We start from the raw sequence: 18177 nt of genomic DNA, 5'->3' as shown, positions 1-18177 counted from the left end.
GTTCATTGCTCCATGTGTAATTCTTCTATTAAACAATCTGAATTTATTGTTGTTTGTGCTTCTAGGATATTGAGTTGTTTGACTAGACACTCTTTCAGCAATTCGTTATCACCGTTTATTTGTGCAACTTCAGAAGCTATCTTCCAATACATAAAAGTATTCTCTGTTGGGTTAATGTCTTTAAACATTTGATTGACTTCTTCTGCCTTTTTCAGACGGCATAAAGCTAATGCGTGCAAATACATTGCACGGTCGGAGGTTTGGATATGGTTTTCCAGCAAATCGGCCAATGCCTGCCACTCGCGGGCCCGATACAGCTTTTCAGCTTTGTATAAGGCGATGGTTTTGCTTTGCGGATATTTTGCCGCAAACTGGGCCTGCAGGGTTTCTTCGGCGGCCGTATTGCCCGAACGGTTGAGTTCCTGCAAATAAGCAGGCACCAAATCTTTCGGCATCATCAGTAAATCGGCGCCGAAGGCACGGTTGACTTGAGTAAACAGCTTTTCGCCGTCGCGGCGCAGTTTCGCCAAACGGGCAATAGCGATACGGCATGCAGGGTCGCCCCTTCGGTGCTCTTCATAACGCACCAGATACTTATGCGCCTGTTTCAAATTGTTCAGGCGCATGCAGAGGTAGCTCGCCAACAGCTCCAGCTTGAAAACGTTTTTATCTGCGGCAGACAGTTTTTCCAGCAGGTTTTCAATCAGGCTGAGGGCAACAAAATATTCCTGCCGGCCGATTTTTTCGGCAAGCAGTAGAAACGGGCGGTAGCCTTCGGGCAGTTCGGAGGCTATGTTGCGGCTTAAGGTTTCTGCCGACTGCGTATCCTTGCAATACGACGCGGCCAAAAGGGCAAACAGTTTGTCTTCTAACGTGCCGGTATTATGCTCGGCAAAAAATTTCGCCCCCTGCGCCGTATTGCCGATTTGCAGCTCGATTTTTGCCCGCCAATATCCTGCATTTTCCACTGTATGGCTGCCCAGATAATCCGACAGCACATTCAACCGTTTGGCTTTAAATAAAGCGTTCAGATAACGCTGCTCGTATTCTTTGCGCTCTTCGCCGTTCAGGGCTTTATTGTCCAGCAGATAGAGAATCCTTTCAGCCGCAAGTCCCCAAGCCTGATGATTTTCCGCGTGGGTAATCATTTTTTCAACAATCGGCCGGTTATCTGCCGTTTCAGGTTTGTCCAGGTTGATAATGGCTTGGTAGACGCGTTCGCAGTTTCCCCCTTGCTGAAACGGGAAGGTGGCTTGAATGCGGGCAAGGTATTCGGGTTTGGCTTTGCCGTTTTGCAAAATAGTCTCTAATTCTGACAAAGTCTCTTCTTGTGTCAGCGTTACCGGGCCAAAGCCATCGTTTTCATAGGAAAAATAACCTTTTTGATAGGTGTGCGTACCTGAGAAAAAGCTTTCTTGGTCAAACTGATAATAAATGACGGCTTTGTTTAAATACGCCATATCAAACGCAACCGAGGAGTAGTCGGTGATTAACACCGTACAGCGGCCAAATAAGTTTTGGATACTTTCGGTTTCCCTTAAGCCGCTCCAGAGAGTCATATACGGCGGTACTTCCAACACTTCTAAATAGGGTTCGATGTTCGGGTGCGGTGCAAAAATAATTTCATAACCGTGCGTGTCGGCAAGCTGACGCAGCTGATCGGTGTGGAGAAAGCTGTGCCAGTGGCGGGCATATTCGGTTTCCATAAACGCCGCATTAAGCGTACGGGTATTACTGCCTGCCCCAATGTTTTGACCGACAATATTGTTGCGCCAAGTCGGCATAATCAGAATTTTTTTGCTCTCCGGTTGATTTTTCAATAGTAAAGCGTCGTAACGAGGGAAGCCGGTTAAGACAACTTCCTTTTCGGTGAGTTTGTAGGTGTTGAAATCAGACGCAATCGATAATGTTTCAGGTTTGGTGGCTGTAACAAAGCAATCTAAGATTTTCTTTGTATTTGTCCATGCAGAAAGATTGTCTTTAGTTACTCCATGTTGGAGGAAGACAAATTTTTTGCTGTGTTCGTATAGGTCGTTAAAATAGTTATTGATATGTTTTTCCAAATGGCTGGAGATAATTTTATCGGCCTGACGCAAACGTGTTTCATAGTCTTTGGTGCCGAATTCCACTAATTTGAAGCCTTCTGCTTCCAAGCGTGCCCAATCGGGTGCATCTTGATTCAGCACAAAATAGCAGGTTTGTTCAGGGTGGTTCCGCATCATATAGCGATAAAAATGTTCGGCATTGTCATCCGCTTTGGTTTCTCTATCCATTAATAACCAGCTATCATCTGAATGATATTTTTCAGACGGCATAAATAAACCTATCAATTCTTCTATGGAAATCCCTTTAGTGAAGATTTTTCCTTTGATAGAAATACGCATTGGTTTATTGTTGAGTAAAACCGATAAAATGGCGGGGGCAGAGATGCCTTCGTAAGGAACCCACAGGCGTTTTTCGTAGGTAAATAGTTTGCCGTTTAGAGTATTGACGACATTTTTGGCATAAACCGGAACCAGCTCCTGTTCGTCTGCACGCACAGAGTAGGGAAAATCGAAATAATCGAAATAGCTGATAAGAAATTGCTTTTTTTCTCGGTCGATGTTTTCGATATAGGCAATTTGAAATGGCGGTTCGGCATTTTTAAAATGCCCGAGCATGCCGACTTTATGAAATAACCATACGCCGGCCAAGCCAAATTCCATAATGCTTTTGGTATCGATATATGAAAATACCTGATTCATCAGGCTGTGAAAATGTTTTTTCTGTTCTTCGCTTAAAAAATCAGTACGTTCCGGGCGGTTAAGCAACTGATGTACATACCACGCCATATCGTATAACGCCGTTTTTTGGATACTTGCAGGTACGCTGCCAAGACGGTTTTTGTAGCTTTGCAGCATAGGCAGGAAGCCGTATTCAAACACGTTGGAGAATTTCTCCACCTTCTGCCAAGAGGTATCCAGCGTTGACGTACCGCTTTCGCGTTTGCGGTAAAAATAAACCGCATCTTTATCGAATACCACTTCTGTATTTTGCAGATTCAGCAGATAGTCGGCAATAAATTTACCGTCTTCAAAATTGGGTTTGACTTTGTCGTCAAAGCGCAGATTCTGCTGTTTGATGTGTGATGTTTTAAAAAAACTTGATGCGGCCGATAAATTGATGAATTTGTCCAGTTTGGAAACGGGAACAGAATGCGTTTTGTCGAAACGGAATTTTAAAGGGTGGCTGTCTTTAACAATATTCTGGTTTTCAAAGAAAAATTTTATGTTGGTCGCCAGCATTGCTGCGGAAGGGTGGTTGTTTAACTGGGCATTTACCGATTTGAAATAGTCAGGGTGTAAGTAGTCATCAGGATCGGTAAATACCACCCATTCCGTTTCCACATATTCCAATCCCAAATTGCGTGCAGAAGCCTGCCCGCCGTTTTCTTTATAGATATAACGGATATTTTTCGGGTATTTTTCCTGCCATTTCCGGATAATTCGGGCGGAAGAATCGGTGGATCCGTCGTCAACCAGGATTATGCTGATGTGTTTTTTAAAATTCAGGCTTTGGGTGGTCAGGCTATCGAAATACTGATCCAAATATTTTTCGACATTGTATACGGCGGACACCACTGTAAATTGGTGGCTTCCGGTATGTTTGACAGGGATATGTTTTTTCAACTGCATGCTGCGCTTGGCATACATATCCGAAAAGAATAATTTCGGATCCCGCAAGAGTTTTCTTATTTTCCGGTTCATTTTTCTAAAAATCTTAATCTGTTAAATCTGATAATAATTTTTCAACATGGAAACCAGTTGTTCCTGATAGTTCGGGATATTTTTTATGCTGTTGAAATCGTTGGCGCAAAACGAATGCGGCTGTTCCCCTGTCCGGTTTTTTCTTAGCAGTTTGGCATATTGCGTCGGGGCGTGTGCGGAGCGGATATTGAAGTAGTAGCAGATTTCGCGCGTGAAAACCGATTTGCCTTCAAGATAGGCAAGCCACGGCACGAGAAAGGTGGCCATGTTCAAATCGCTGTCGGTGCGCAGGCGGTTGGGCAGAAATGATCTGATTTCATTTTCATATCGTGCCCATGCCTGTTGATATATGCTTTTTTTCAGAGGCACATAGGTATGGACCAAAGGCATGTCGATCAAAGTGTCGTAATCGCGCCGGAGCAGGCGGGTGCTGTTGAGTGATGCGGAAAGGGTGGGGGTGATAACCCCTTTTTTCTGCATGCCGCTTAATTGTTTGGCCGCGATGAAAATCGATGCGATGCCGTTTGCGCGGAAAAAGTGCTCTTTTTTCAGCGGGCGGGCAACGAACACGTCGTCATTAAAGTAGATGAAGTTTTCGCTCAGCCCGGGGATTTTGTGCAGGTAGGCTTCGATTACGTGCGAATTGAATGTAGGCAGGTATTGCGGTTCGATGATGTCGCGGTGGTCGATAATGTGAATGTTGGCGGGCTTGTTTTTTTTCAGCCAGGCCGGGGTTTGCGCGTCGGTAACGATATAGATGTTGCGCACCCAGGGCATGAACTTCTGCACGCTGTGCACCGAATAATACAGCTCGTTATGGTTGGTAAAACGGGCGGAATCGTTGCTGTAGAGCCCGTGCGGGGCGCTGCCTGCCGAGCGGTGCTTTGCCTGCCATGCGGGGTCTTGGTTGTCTACCCAGGTGAAAACCGCGTCGACGGTTCGGCTTGCTTTCGCAATGCCGGCTTCCAGTGAAATCAGTTTTAAATCGTTTTCGATCAATAACGGCTCGTGGTGCTCGATAAGCAGCTGCTCGTTGTTTACCACGGGATATTTTTTATTGAAATAATCCCGAAAAAATATCCCGGGATGTTTGATGAGTTTCTTGATTTTTTTCATTTCAGAAGCAAGTATGACAAATGTGTATATATTTGAATTTTATGAGATTATAGTATATTTGTAATAGTTTTGAAAAGTTTTGTTTGCTTGTTTTTTTTTTTGCATCTTCCGGCCTTTGTTTTGTTAAAATATTTTTGGTAATTATGTCGGCCATGGCTATGAAGTGCTAAAATGCGCCGCTTGTTTATAACCATATTTGTTTGGTTTTGCTAAGGAAGTTTGTTTGATGACTCGTTTTAAACTGTTGAACGGTTGTGTTGTTTTTTTGGTTTTGGCCGGGTGCGGCGGCTTGCCGACATCGGGGCCGAAGCAGAGGGATGTGATGGCTTTGAAAAACAATCAGGCGCAGGCTGCGCCTGATGTTTCTGTGGTGGATGTTGACGACAAGGTGGTGTCTGCGCTTTATGCGGCAGACCGCGGGCAGTCGTTTGCCGATTTCGGCGGGCGCGGTTCGGGTTTCGCCGATGTGGTGGGCTCGGGCGATGTGTTGGAAATCACGCTGTGGGAGGCGGCTCCGGCAGTGCTGTTCGGCGGTGCGCTGAATTCGGTGGGTTCGGGTTCGGCGCAAACGGTGAATCTGCCGCCGCAGGTGGTCGACACCCGGGGCATGGTTTCGGTGCCGTTTCTGGGCAATGTGAAAGTGGGCGGCAAAACGCCCGACCGCATCCGTTTGGAAATCGTAGGCCGTCTGAAAAAAATGGCGAACCAGCCGCAGGCCGTGGTGCGGGTGGCGCAGAACAATTCGAGCAATGTAACGGTTATCCGCGCCGGAAAAAGCATCCGCATGCCGTTAACGGGCCACAGGGAGCGTGTTTTGGACGCGGTGGCGGCCGTGGGCGGCACGGATAGCGGTGTGCAGGATATTTCGGTGCAGCTTACGCGCGGCGGCATGGTGCGCACGGTGGCTCTGGAAACGGTTACGGCCGATACCGCGCAAAATGTGGTGTTGCGCCCGGGAGATGTGCTCACGCTGCTTACCAAACCGCTGAGCTTTACCGCGCTGGGTGCGCTGGGTCAGAACCGTCAGGTGCCGTTTTCGGCCAAGGGCATGAATTTGGGCGAGGCGCTCGGTGAGGCGGGCGGCCTGCAAGACCGCCGTTCCAATCCGAGGGGGGTGTTTGTGTTCCGTTACCAGCCGGTATCGGCGCTGCCCGGGGCGGAGCAGGAAAAATGGCTGGGCAAGGGTTATGGTTCGGCGATGGAGGTGCCCACGGTTTACCGTATGGATCTGAAAAACGCCAATTCGCTGTTTTGGCTGCAGCGTTTTCCGATGCGGGATAAAGACATCGTGTATGCGGCTAATGCGCCTGTGGCTGAAATTCAGAAGTTTTTGCAGTTTGTGTTCTCGCCTGTGGTGAGTGGTGCCAACAGTGTGAATAATTTGGGCAATTAATCGGGAAAATAAAAATGTCTGAACAAAAAGTGGATACGGAAAACACCCGGGTTTCGGAAAAAGCCGGAAAAGCGGCAGCTGCCGTGCCGGCATCTCCGGCAGGCGGGCCGAAAGGGAAGAAGCTTAAACTGAAGCGGTTCAGCAAGCTGTTTTGGGTAACGGTGATTATCCCCACAGCTTGCTCGCTGGTGTATTTTTCGGGTTGGGCGGCCGACCGTTATGTGTCTGAATCGAGCTTTGTGGTGCGATCGCCCAGCAACCAGACCTCGGTCGACGGTTTGGGGGCTTTGCTGCAAAATGCGGGCTTTGCGCGCGCGCAGGACGATACGTACACGGTGCGCGAATATATGGGCTCGCGCTCGGCTCTGGCTGCGCTTGAAAAAGCCATGCCGGTGCGTTCGTTTTATGAGGACAAGGGCGATATTTTCAGCCGTTTCAACGGGTTCGGTTTGTGGGATTCCGGTGAGGCTTTCTATCAGTATTATAAAGACAAGGTCAATATTGCGTTTGATCCGGTTTCAGGCATTTCCACGCTGAGCGTGGAGTCGTTTGATGCGGGTGAGTCGCAGCAGATCAATGCGGCTTTGCTGAGCCGGGGCGAAGAGCTGATTAACAAGCTGAACGCCCGTGCCCGCAAAGATACGGTGGCTCAGGCCGAGCAGAATGTGGCGGCAGCGGAAGAGCGGGTGAAAGATGCAGCCGAAGAAATGGCGGTTTACCGCACGCAAAACGGCATTTTCGATTTGAAGGCGCAGTCTGAAGCGCAGATGAGCTTGGTGTCCAAGCTGCAAGACGAGCTGATTGTGATTCAAACCCAGCTTGATCAGGTGAAGGCGGTTACGCCCGAAAACCCTCAGATTTCAGGCTTGCAGGCGCGTGAAAAAAGCCTGAAGCGTGAAATCAGGCAGCAGATGCAGATGATTTCGGGCGGTGCGGATAATTCGATTACCGCTCAGGCGGCTGCATACCAGCGCCTGTTTTTGGAGAACGAGCTGGCCGAAAAACAGTTGGCCGCCGCGATTGCTTCGCTGGAAAGTGCCAAGGTTGAGGCCGACCGCAAACAGCTTTATCTTGAGGTGGTGTCGCAGCCGAGCAGGCCTGATCTGGCTTTAAAACCACACCGGCTCTACAACATTATCGCCACATTTTTTATCGGCCTGATGCTCTACGGCATTGTAAGCCTGCTCACGGCCAGCGTCAGAGAGCATAAAAACTGATGAAAGCTTTGCACGAAACTTCGTTTAAAGAGTCGCTGGCCATACAGGGGCGGGTAGTCGGCGCGCTGCTGATGCGCGAAATCATTACCCGCTACGGGCGCAACAATATCGGCTTTTTATGGTTGTTTGTCGAGCCGCTGATGATGACGGTGTTTATCGTGGCGATGTGGAAGTTTCTGCGCGCCGATCAGGTTTCATCGCTGAATATCGTGGCTTTTGTGTTAACCGGTTATCCGATGGCGATGATGTGGCGCAATGCTTCCAACCGCGCCATCGGTGCCATTTCAGCCAATATGAGCCTGCTCTACCACCGCAACGTTCGGGTGTTGGACACGATTTTTTCGCGGGTCCTGCTTGAAGTGGCGGGGGCAACGGTGGCGCAAATCGTTATTGTTGCCGTGTTGGTTGCTGTGCGCTGGGTTGAAATGCCCGCCGATATTTTCTATATGCTGGCCGCGTGGATTCTGATGGCCCTGTTTGCCTTGGGGCTGGGGCTGGTAGTTTGCTCGATTGCGTTCAAATTCGATGCGTTCGGCAAACTGTGGGGCACGGCAAGCTTTATTATGCTGCCGCTTTCGGGGGCATTCTTTTTTGTGTCGTCGCTGCCGCAGCAGGTGCAGGAATATGCGCTGTGGATTCCGATGGTGCACGGCACAGAAATGTTCCGCCACGGCTATTTCGGCAGCAGTGCGGTTACACTGGAGAGCCCGTGGTATCTGCTGTTATGCGATTTGGTGTTGCTGTTCGTCGGATTGGCGATGGTGGCCAAATTCAGCAAAGGGGTGGAGCCGCAATGATTTCCGTCGAGCATGTTTACAAACAATATCAAACCCGCAGCGGTATGCGAACGGTTTTGAACGACATTAATTTCACGCTGCAAAAAGGTGAAAAAATCGGCATACTCGGCCGCAACGGCGCGGGCAAATCCACGCTTATCCGCCTGATGAGCGGGGTAGAGCCGCCCACTAAGGGAGAAATCAGGCGTACCATGAGCATATCGTGGCCGCTGGCATTTTCCGGCGCATTTCAGGGCAGCCTCACGGGTATGGACAACTTGCGCTTTATCTGCCGTATTTATAATGTCGATATAGATTATGTGAAAGCGTTTACCGAAGAGTTTTCGGAGCTGGGGCAATATCTTTACGAGCCGGTAAAACGTTATTCTTCTGGCATGAAGGCGCGGCTGGCTTTTGCCCTTTCATTGGCGGTGGAGTTCGATTGTTATCTGATTGACGAAGTGATTGCCGTGGGCGACTCGCGCTTTTCAGAGAAATGCCGTTACGAATTGTTTGAAAAACGCTGCGACCGTTCGATTATTCTGGTGTCGCACAGTCCAAGTGCAATGAAGCAGTATTGCGATAATGCGATGGTGTTGGAAGCAGGGCATTTGCACCGGTTTGATAATATGGATGAGGCGTATCAATATTACAATACGCAAATATAGGCTGAAGGGCGCAAATGTAGAACTAAAGGCCGTCTGAAATGCTTATGCGGAACAAAGTCGCTCGTCCGGCAAAAGCAGCGGTACCGGTTAAACACTGAAGGAAAAAATGGATTTAAAAATATTGGAGGTTGAGATGGAAAAGGCTGAACTGGATAAAGCCCGCGCCGAAGTGGTGAAAATGTGGAAAGAAGTGTTTTGGTATCCAGTCGTCATGGCGGCGGGGTTGCTTGGTGCAGGTGCGGCGGCGGCTATTGCCATTATCAAGATTTTAGAATAACAAAGCCCCGTAAGGGGTTTTTAAATTTTAAATACAGTAAGGAAACGGGGTGGCAAAGGCGGCAATTTTTAACAAATCCCCCGCAATATCGTCATTAGCTTCGCAAGTCCGTTTTGTTCCTACCCCCGCTTATGCGGGAATGATGGCAAAAAACCTTTTGGTGATGTTTTCTGAATTTTGCAAATGCTTCAAGCTATATTGACAGCCACAAAATAAAACACCCGCACGGCGGTTTAAACCGTGCGGGTGTTTCACAACATAGTAATGTTTTCAGACGGCCTTACATCATGCCCATGCCACCCATACCGCCCATGCCGCCCATATCGGGCGCTGCGGGTTTGTCTTCGGGTGTTTCGGCAATCATGCAGTCGGTGGTCAGCATCAGGCCGGCGATAGAAGCGGCGTGTTGCAGTGCCGAACGGGTTACTTTGGCGGGATCGAGTACGCCCATTTCCAGCATATCGCCGTAGGTGTCGTTGCCGGCGTTATAGCCGTAGTTGCCTTTGCCTTCCAGCACTTTGTTTACTACCACGCTCGGCTCGCCGCCGGCGTTTTTCACGATTTGGCGCAGCGGAGATTCTACTGCGCGCAAAACGATTTGCACGCCTGCATCTTGGTCGGCGTTGGAAGTTTCCACTTTAGACAAGGCCGCGCGGGCACGCAGCAGGGCTACGCCGCCTCCGGCCACAATGCCTTCTTCTACTGCGGCGCGGGTGGCGTGCAGGGCATCGTCAACGCGGTCTTTTTTCTCTTTCATTTCCACTTCGGTGGCGGCGCCGACTTTAATTACGGCTACGCCGCCGGCCAGTTTGGCTACGCGTTCTTGCAGTTTTTCTTTATCGTAATCGCTGGTAGCGGTTTCGATTTGCTGACGGATTTCGGCCACGCGTGCGTCAATCAGGGCAGCATCGCCGGCGCCGTCGATAATGGTGGTGTTTTCTTTGCCGATTTCGATGCGTTTGGCTTGGCCCAAATCTTCCAGCGTGGCTTTTTCCAAAGACAGGCCTACTTCTTCGGCAATCACAGTGCCGCCGGTGAGGATGGCGATATCTTGCAGCATGGCTTTGCGGCGGTCGCCGAAGCCAGGTGCTTTAACGGCAACGGTTTTCAGAATACCGCGAAGGTTGTTTACCACCAAGGTAGCCAATGCTTCGCCTTCCACGTCTTCGGCGATAATCAAAAGCGGGCGGCTGGTTTTGGCGATTTGCTCCAATACCGGCAAGAGATCGCGGATATTGCTGATTTTTTTGTCGAACAGCAGCACGAAGGGGTTGTCGAGTGCGGCAATTTGCTTTTCAGGCTCGCTGATGAAATAGGGAGACAGATAACCGCGGTCGAACTGCATGCCTTCTACCACATCCAGCTCGTTTTCCAGCGATTTGCCGTCTTCAACAGTGATAACACCTTCTTTGCCTACTTTTTCCATGGCTTCGGCGATGATGGCGCCGACCTGTTCGTCGGAGTTGGCGGAAATAGAGCCCACTTGGGCGATTTCTTTAGAAGTGTCGCAGGGTTTGGCAATGCTTTTCAGCTCTTCCACCAAAGCGGCCACGGCTTTGTCGATGCCGCGTTTCAGATCGGTGGGGTTCATGCCTGCGGTAACGTATTTCATGCCTTCGGCCACGATGGCTTGTGCCAGAACGGTGGCGGTGGTGGTGCCGTCGCCGGCTACATCGTTGGTTTTAGAGGCAACTTCTTTTACCATTTGCGCGCCCATGTTTTCGAATTTGTCTTTCAATTCGACTTCTTTTGCCACGGTTACGCCGTCTTTGGTAATGTGCGGACCGCCGAAGGCGCGGTCGAGCACAACGTTGCGGCCTTTGGGGCCGAGGGTTACTTTTACTGCATCGGCCAATACATTTACGCCTTTAACCATTTTTTGGCGTACTTCGGTGCCGAATTGAACGTCTTTTGCTGCCATAATCTATATACTCCGGTTAATTGAATCAAAACAGGTTGTTATTTAATTGGGCCGTCTGAAGGCATTGCCCGGGCGGCCTTGGGCTTTTTATTCTACGATGCCGAAAATATCTTCTTCGCGCATCACCAACAGCTCTTCACCGTCGGCTTTTACGGTTTGCCCGCTGTATTTGCCGAAGATGATTTTGTCGCCGACTTTAACGTCGAGCGGGCGGCGGTTGCCGTCGCGGCCGATTTTGCCCGCACCTATGGCGATTACTTCGCCCATATCGGGTTTTTCGGCGGCGGCTCCCGGCAATACGATGCCTGATGCGGTTTTTTCTTCAGCTTCCAAGCGTTTAACGACTACACGGTCGTGCAGGGGGCGGATAGTCATATGTATGCTCCAAAATAGATAATAAAAACAAATGCCTGAATATAAGGCTGTTAAGAAAGGAAATACTGCACGGCAAGCGTGTGTGCAGTATTTTGTTTTGAACGAGAGGCAAAATAAGGCTGGGTAAGATAAATTCAAGCCCTTGTGAGTGAATTTTGCTAAAAATATTGTTTCGGAAGGCTGTCTGAAAACAATGGAAGGGGGTTGTTTAAAATGCAGGTGATTTGAAACCCCGAAAAGCTGGTGTTTGCAGCAGTATCTTAAAAATGCACCGACAGTTTTGAAAAGCCCTCCGGTTTGTTATCGTAAAACAGTTTTCGGCGGGCAGGGGAGTTAAGCCAGCAGTGCGGGAATGTCGTCAGTACGGCTCACAATTAAGGCTCCGGCCTTTTCCATATTGCGGATAGCCTGCTGTTCTTCTTTCGCATTTAGGCCGCGACAGGCGTCTAAATTGACAATTACACGCCATTTTCCATACCAGCAAAGCTGCAGAACGGTAGCCTGTACACAATATTCGGTTGCGAGTCCGCCGACAATCAAGGTTTTTGCATCGCGGCTGGCCAGCCATTCTATCAGGCCGGTGCTGATGTTTTCGGACATATCGTGAAAACAGGCACCGAATGTGTGGGTGTGGCTTTCCAGCCCGATATGTACCAGAAAATGATAGTTGTCGGGCAAGGGGAGGCCGGGCAGGCTTTCATAACCTTCGGTGCCCAAAACCGCATGGCTGACCCAGTCTCCTGCCATTTCCATCGGCAGATAATGCTTCTGGCTGTCTATCCGCCACGGTTCGTGCGGGCTGTGGGCATCTTTGGTTAATACCCGGTAGTGTGCCCAAGAAGCTTGGCGGTTTAGGTGGGAAACAATAGAAAGTGCGTCCGGAACAGGCAGTTCGTCGGGACAGAGTTCTGAAAACGTTTTCTGCGGATGTATATCGATGGCAACAATGCTCATAAAAATCCCTGTTTGGCGAAAAGAGAATTACACACGGCGTGGTGTTTGTCATTATTTGGACATCATGGCGGTTTGACTTTCAAGAATTTGATTATTTTAGATAAATAAAAAAAGGAGTGATAATCAAACCTTATCCATATAGATATTCGGTCTATATTACAGATAATCGGTATTTCGGGCAAAAATATTTGCAGTAGATAAAACGGTTTCGGTATGTCTAGTAAGTATGCTGCAAGCAACAATATCGGTTTTATTTGCAGAAAAAATAGCCGCTTAGATTGGAACAGTGCACTTTTTTAACAAAATGCTTGCACCGCGTGGGTGATTCTGTTTTAATACGCATCTCTTTTCAGATACGGCCAGATAGCTCAGTTGGTAGAGCAACGGACTGAAAATCCGTGTGTCGGCGGTTCGATCCCGCCTCTGGCCACCATATCCGCAATGATGCGGCTATTTTTTTATCTGTTGTTTTTACGCTGAATAAATATTAAATAGAATATGTTTCAACGCAGGCCGGGTAGGTTTACCCGGCCTGTTCGCTTATAATGGCACTGTTTTGGCCGAGATAGTTTTCTCAGGTATGAAACAGCATTGCGGGTTTTATGCCGGACGGCAAATTATATTAGATGCCGTATAATGGCGTATTCAAACAAATGATAACAATTGTCTGCGTGTCAGACAGCCGGACAGGAATAACAAAAATGAGCGTCGGTATATTAAGGGTATTGGTACAAAGTCAAATTATCGATGCCGCACAAGTCGAGCGGTATCAGGATGTATTAAAAAGCAATAAGCCCATTCTCCCCTTGTTGTTTGAGGAGGGGGTGGTTACGCCTAAAGCGCTGGGAGAATTGCTGGCGCGGGTGTTCAGTTATCCGTTGCTGGATTTGCGTCATTATCCGCGCAGCAATATCCTTTCGGATGTACTTTCAGAAGAACAGATGCTGCAAAACCGCTGTATCCCGATTTTTCAGCGGGGCAGGAAAGTTTATTTCGCGGTGTCTGATCCTACCCAGATTCAAAATTTCCAAAAAATCGCTTTTGCTTCGGGCATATCGGTTGACTTGGTGGTGGTGTGCGACGACCAGTTGAGCACTTTGCTCGAGTGGTTGGGGCAGCGGTCTACTTCTATTTTGAACGAAATGAGCAAGGAGCATGACGCTTCTGCTCCTGCTCAGGCACTATATATCGATAATGAAGAGGCGGAAGATGGACCGATTCCGCGCTTTATCCACAAAACGCTTTCCGATGCGCTGAATGCAGGTGCATCAGATATCCATTTTGAATTTTATGAACAGATGGCGCGGGTGCGCTTCCGTGTGGACGGCCAGCTTCGGGAGGTGGTGCAGCCTCCGGTAGCGGTGCGCGGCCAGCTGGCTTCGCGCATCAAAGTGATGGCACGTTTGGATATTTCGGAAAAGCGCGTGCCGCAAGACGGCCGTATTCAAATTGCCTTTCACAAACACGGCCGCCCGATCGACTTCCGTGTCAGCACGCTGCCTACCTTGTTCGGCGAAAAAGTGGTGATGCGTATTTTGAATTCGGATGCCGGCTCGCTTAATATCGACCAGCTCGGTTTCGAGCCGTTCCAAAAAGAAATGCTGCTTGAGGCTATCCACCGCCCTTACGGCATGGTGTTGGTAACCGGCCCCACCGGCTCTGGTAAAACCGTGTCGCTTTATACCTGCCTGAATATTCTGAATACCGAAAGTGTAAATATAGCCACGGCGGAAGACCCTGCAGAGATTAACCTGCCCGGCATCAACCAGGTGAACGTGAATGACAAGCAGGGGCTAACCTTTGCGGCTGCGCTGAAGTCGTTTCTGCGCCAAGACCCGGATATCATCATGGTGGGTGAGATTCGTGATTTGGAAACCGCGGATATTGCCATTAAGGCTGCGCAAACGGGGCACATGGTATTTTCCACCCTGCATACCAATAACGCTCCGGCCACTTTGTCGCGCATGCTGAATATGGGGGTGGCACCTTTCAATATCGCCAGCTCGGTCAGCCTGATTATGGCGCAACGCCTGCTGCGCCGTTTATGTCCGACATGTAAAACCCCGATGGAGCGTCCGCCGGTGCCGGCCTTGAAAAAAGCCGGTTTCACGGATGAAGATCTGGCTGAAGATTGGACTATGTACCGTGCGGTCGGGTGCGACAGCTGCCGTGGAAAAGGCTATAAAGGCCGTGCCGGTGTGTATGAGGTGATGCCGATTACCGAAGAAATGCAACGGGTGATTATGAATAACGGCACCGAAGTGGACATTATGAATATGGCCTATAAAGAAGGTATGGTGGATTTGCGCCGTGCCGGTTTGTTGAAAGTGATGCAGGGGATTACTTCTTTAGAAGAAGTTTTGGCTCACACTAACGATTAATTATCAGAATGGTTGGCAGTTGGCATTGCAGCAGCATTTTGTCGAAATCTGCAAGTCTGCCGTGTTAAAAAATACCGGCAGGGTGTCTGTCTTGCTGTGTGTTTCGTCTTGCATATGCTGTTTTTTTTGTCAAAAAATGTTTTGCAAGTTGATTGTCGGCAATTTTCGGGAAACAGCTTGATTATTTTTTTAAGGGGTAAACATGACTAAAAGTAATATCGGCGGCCGCCCGGCCAAAAAAGATAAAGGCGTGCGCTTCTCTTTTGAGGGCAGAAACATAGATACCGAGCAAATGGTGCGCGGTGAAGTAGTGGCTAAAAACGAAGAGGAAGCACGTAAAAAGTTACAGCGGCGCGGTATTAAGCCGTTGCGTGTGAGCAAGGTTAAAGCGGTACGCAAAAAGCGGATTACCCAAGAAGACATTACAGTATTCACCCGCCAGCTTGCCACCATGATGAAAGCCGGCCTGCCTTTAATGCAGGCGTTTGAAATTGTGGCGCGCGGCCACTCCAATCCTTCCATGACGCAGATGCTGATGCAGGTGCGTGCCGATGTGGAGCAGGGTAGCGCATTGGGTAAGGCATTCTCCAAACACCCAAAATATTTCGACCGTTTTTACTGCAATCTGATTGCCGCCGGTGAAGCAGGCGGTGTGCTTGAATTGTTGCTGGATAAATTGGCGGTGTATAAAGAAAAAACCCAAGCCATCAAAAAGAAAGTGAAGAGTGCGCTAACTTATCCGATTGCCATTGTGGTAGTGGCCGTAGTGCTGGTGTTTATTATGATGGTGTTCGTGTTGCCGGAGTTCGGTAAAGTATATAGCGGCATGGGGGCGGAGCTGCCCGGGTTGACCCAAATTGTGATGGATATGTCGGACTTGATGGTGAAATATGCTTGGGTAATCGTGGTTGGTACCATTGCGGTCGGTTTCGGTCTGTATCAGTGGTATAAAAGATCGCCCATGCTGCAAAAACGGGTTGATGCGGCTTTGCTCAAGTTGCCGATTTTCGGTGATATTGTGCGCAAGGCCACGATTGCACGCTGGGCACGCACTACTGCCACATTGTTTACCGCCGGTGTGCCTTTGGTAGAGGTGTTGGATTCGGTATCCGGTGCTGCGGGTAATATTCTTTATGAAGAAGCCACACAAGATATTCGTGCCAAAGTTACTCAGGGCTTGTCGCTGACTTCCAGTATGCAGGGCACCGATATGTTCCCCAATATGGTGTTGCAGATGGCTGCCATAGGTGAAGAATCAGGCTCGCTGGATGATATGCTGAATAAAGCTGCCGAGTTCTATGAAGACGAAGTGGATAATGCCGTTGCCCAACTTTCGTCGTTGATGGAGCCGATTATCATGGTGGTGCTCGGTTCGATTATCGGCGTGATTTTGGTAGCGATGTATCTACCCCTGTTTAACCTGGGTAATGTGGTGGGCTGATATGCTGGATTTTCTTCAAGAACTGGCACCTTTTGCGGTGCCTTTGGCCGCTTTGTTCGGCTTGCTGACAGGCAGTTTTTTAAATGTGGTGATTTACCGCGTGCCGGTAATGATGGAGCGCGGATGGACGGCTTTTGCCAAAGAGCACCTGGGTTTGGCGCTTACGGCCGAAGAACAGCAGCCTTTCAATCTGATTAAACCGGATTCACGTTGCCCGAAGTGCCATGCCCCGGTCAAGCCTTGGCAAAATATTCCGGTGGTCAGTTATTTGTTGTTGGGCGGAAAGTGCGGAAGCTGTAAAACCCCGATCAGCAAACGTTATCCTTTGGTAGAGTTGTTAACCGGCGTATTGTTTGCCGCAGTGGCGTGGCAATACGGCTGGACTGTGGTTGCTTTGGGCGGCGTGGTGCTGACCGCCATGCTGATTGCTTTAACCTTTATCGATGCCGATACACAATATCTGCCTGATCAATTAACCCTGCCGTTGGTATGGTTGGGTTTGCTGTTTAATTTGAATGGCGCGTTTGTGCCGCTTACTTCAGCTGTGCTGGGTGCGGTGTGCGGATATATGAGCCTGTGGCTGTTGTGTTATATTTATAAACTGCTCACCGGCAAAATAGGCATGGGGGGCGGAGACTTCAAGCTGTTGGCGGCGCTGGGCGCATGGTTGGGAGTAGGCGTATTGCCCGTATTGGTATTTATGGCTGCCCTGATAGGTGTGGTTGCTGCGCTGGTAATGAGGGTAGCCAAAGGCCAGCAATTTGCATTCGGCCCGAGTTTGGCCGTGGCCGGCTGGCTGATTTTTATTGCCAACGATAAAATCACTGCTGTGGTGAAATGGTGGTTGGGCGCTTCCGGGTTTTAAGGCGGTTTGCAACGTTGTGTGAAACTTGATCTTGAAATAAGAGCCGCGCCGCCGAAAGAGCAGAGGATACGCTGGCAGGCAGAAAGCCCGAACGGCTCGGAGGTGCTTGAAACATGACATACTGGGTAGGACTGACCGGAGGAATCGGCAGCGGCAAATCACAGGCTGCTGCCGAATTTGCCCGTTTGGGGGTGCCGGTGATTGATGCCGATGCGGTCAGCCGAAGCTTAACGGCAGATCACGGGGTGGCTTTGCCTGAAATAAGGGCAAGGTTCGGCGACGAATTATTTGATACAAAAGGCCGTCTGAACCGTGCCGCATTGCGGGACAGGGTGTTCAGACGGCCTCGGGACAAGCAGGTTTTGGAAAGTATTATGCACCCCCTGATTTTGGCGGAAATCCGGCAGCGGCAAAGTGCGGCGGATCAGGTTTACGGTGTAATCGATATTCCGCTTTTGGTCGAGCAGCCAGTATTTTCCGTGTTGGCCGACCGTATTTTGGTGGTGGATGTTTCAGAAGCAACTCAAATTGAGCGCGTGCAAAGCCGCAGCGGGCTTGATACCGGAGAAATCAGGCGTATCATGGCTTCGCAAGCGTGCCGCAGGGAGCGCCTGCTCGCAGCCGATGATGTTTTGCCTAACGAAGGCACATTGGCGGAATTGGCGGTTAAGGTGCAACGCCTGCACCGTTATTACCGGGCTTGTTTTTCCTGTTTTGCGGGAACGCACTTAATAATGAGGCAGGCTTGGACAACTAGGCCGGATGCCCCTTTACTAGGGTGAGGCCTTTGCAAAATCTCTTTCAGCGTCTTAAAACCTCTGCGCCATGTTCGGGCTTGACCCGAACATCTTTTTGTTTCAAAAAAAATAACAGATACCCGGGGCAAGCCCGGGTATGACGAAGCATAAATAAATTCAAGATGAAAACGTATTTTGTGAAGGTCTCAGGTGTAGGAAATGGTCGGGTTGTTTACACAACAGGTTGAGAAAAATAAGCCTGAGACCTTTGCAAAATACCTAAAACCCCATCCAAACGGTTACCCGAACA

Annotated in this window: 14 protein-coding genes and 1 tRNA gene; 10 read left to right on the top strand and 5 right to left on the bottom strand. The window is 49.4% G+C overall.

The window, feature by feature from the left end:
• Window positions 1-2: 2 nt before the first annotated feature.
• Both Q3970_RS07610 and Q3970_RS07605 read right to left on the bottom strand, forming a co-directional pair.
• A complete protein-coding gene (locus Q3970_RS07610; protein WP_303099983.1) occupies window positions 3-3746 on the bottom strand; it encodes a CDP-glycerol glycerophosphotransferase family protein in 3744 nt (1247 codons plus the stop codon).
• 21 nt (window positions 3747-3767) lie between these two features.
• The gene (locus tag Q3970_RS07605) at window positions 3768-4790 is read right to left on the bottom strand and encodes a stealth family protein (RefSeq protein ID WP_303099982.1); all 1023 of its coding nucleotides are present in this window, start codon (window positions 4788-4790) and stop codon (window positions 3768-3770) included.
• A 298-nt stretch (window positions 4791-5088) separates the two neighbouring features.
• Between Q3970_RS07605 and Q3970_RS07600 the strand changes: the two genes are divergently transcribed.
• The 5 genes from Q3970_RS07600 (at window position 5089) to Q3970_RS07580 (ending at window position 9193) form a co-directional block, all read left to right on the top strand.
• Window positions 5089-6255 carry a polysaccharide biosynthesis/export family protein gene (locus tag Q3970_RS07600; protein ID WP_303099981.1) on the top strand — a complete coding sequence of 389 codons (1167 nt, stop codon included), beginning with the start codon at window positions 5089-5091 and terminating at the stop codon, window positions 6253-6255.
• A 14-nt stretch (window positions 6256-6269) separates the two neighbouring features.
• The gene (locus tag Q3970_RS07595; protein ID WP_303099980.1) at window positions 6270-7472 is read left to right on the top strand and encodes a capsule biosynthesis protein; all 1203 of its coding nucleotides are present in this window, start codon (window positions 6270-6272) and stop codon (window positions 7470-7472) included.
• Window positions 7472-8269, top strand: coding sequence for an ABC transporter permease (locus tag Q3970_RS07590; protein WP_303099979.1), 798 nt, complete (start codon window positions 7472-7474; stop codon window positions 8267-8269). The genes Q3970_RS07595 and Q3970_RS07590 overlap by 1 nt, the downstream gene beginning before the upstream one ends.
• Window positions 8266-8916 carry an ABC transporter ATP-binding protein gene (locus Q3970_RS07585; RefSeq protein WP_303099978.1) on the top strand — a complete coding sequence of 217 codons (651 nt, stop codon included), beginning with the start codon at window positions 8266-8268 and terminating at the stop codon, window positions 8914-8916. The genes Q3970_RS07590 and Q3970_RS07585 overlap by 4 nt, the downstream gene beginning before the upstream one ends.
• A 106-nt stretch (window positions 8917-9022) precedes the next feature.
• Entirely contained in the window at window positions 9023-9193 is a 171-nt protein-coding gene (locus tag Q3970_RS07580; protein ID WP_303099977.1) for a hypothetical protein, read from the top strand.
• A 280-nt stretch (window positions 9194-9473) separates the two neighbouring features.
• On the opposite strand, the gene groL is transcribed toward Q3970_RS07580, so the two are convergent.
• The 3 genes from groL to Q3970_RS07565 form a co-directional block, all read right to left on the bottom strand.
• Complete coding sequence (groL, locus tag Q3970_RS07575) at window positions 9474-11114, bottom strand: chaperonin GroEL (protein WP_303099976.1); 1641 nt, start codon at window positions 11112-11114, stop codon at window positions 9474-9476.
• 87 nt (window positions 11115-11201) lie between these two features.
• Window positions 11202-11489, bottom strand: a complete 288-nt coding sequence (locus Q3970_RS07570; RefSeq protein WP_303099975.1) for a co-chaperone GroES — start codon at window positions 11487-11489, stop codon at window positions 11202-11204.
• Between the two features lie 333 nt (window positions 11490-11822).
• A complete protein-coding gene (locus tag Q3970_RS07565) occupies window positions 11823-12443 on the bottom strand; it encodes an isochorismatase family protein (protein ID WP_303099974.1) in 621 nt (206 codons plus the stop codon).
• A 357-nt stretch (window positions 12444-12800) separates the two neighbouring features.
• Here Q3970_RS07565 and Q3970_RS07560 point away from each other — a divergent pair.
• The 5 genes from Q3970_RS07560 to coaE all read left to right on the top strand — a co-directional run bounded on the left by Q3970_RS07560 (window position 12801) and on the right by coaE (window position 17912).
• Window positions 12801-12876: transfer RNA gene (locus Q3970_RS07560), tRNA-Phe, on the top strand.
• Window positions 12877-13144: 268 nt separating this feature from the next.
• Complete coding sequence (gene pilB, locus Q3970_RS07555) at window positions 13145-14824, top strand: type IV-A pilus assembly ATPase PilB (protein WP_303099973.1); 1680 nt, start codon at window positions 13145-13147, stop codon at window positions 14822-14824.
• 202 nt (window positions 14825-15026) lie between these two features.
• Window positions 15027-16265, top strand: a complete 1239-nt coding sequence (locus Q3970_RS07550) for a type II secretion system F family protein (RefSeq protein ID WP_303099972.1) — start codon at window positions 15027-15029, stop codon at window positions 16263-16265.
• A gap of 1 nt (window position 16266) precedes the next feature.
• Complete coding sequence (locus Q3970_RS07545; protein ID WP_303099999.1) at window positions 16267-17130, top strand: A24 family peptidase; 864 nt, start codon at window positions 16267-16269, stop codon at window positions 17128-17130.
• Window positions 17131-17243: 113 nt separating this feature from the next.
• Window positions 17244-17912, top strand: a complete 669-nt coding sequence (gene coaE, locus Q3970_RS07540; protein ID WP_303099971.1) for a dephospho-CoA kinase — start codon at window positions 17244-17246, stop codon at window positions 17910-17912.
• Window positions 17913-18177 lie beyond the last annotated feature (265 nt).

Origin of the sequence: Neisseria sp., from assembly GCF_030530745.1 — a bacterium.
Lineage (GTDB): Bacteria > Pseudomonadota > Gammaproteobacteria > Burkholderiales > Neisseriaceae > Neisseria.
This window is presented reverse-complemented; position numbering and strand designations above follow the sequence as displayed.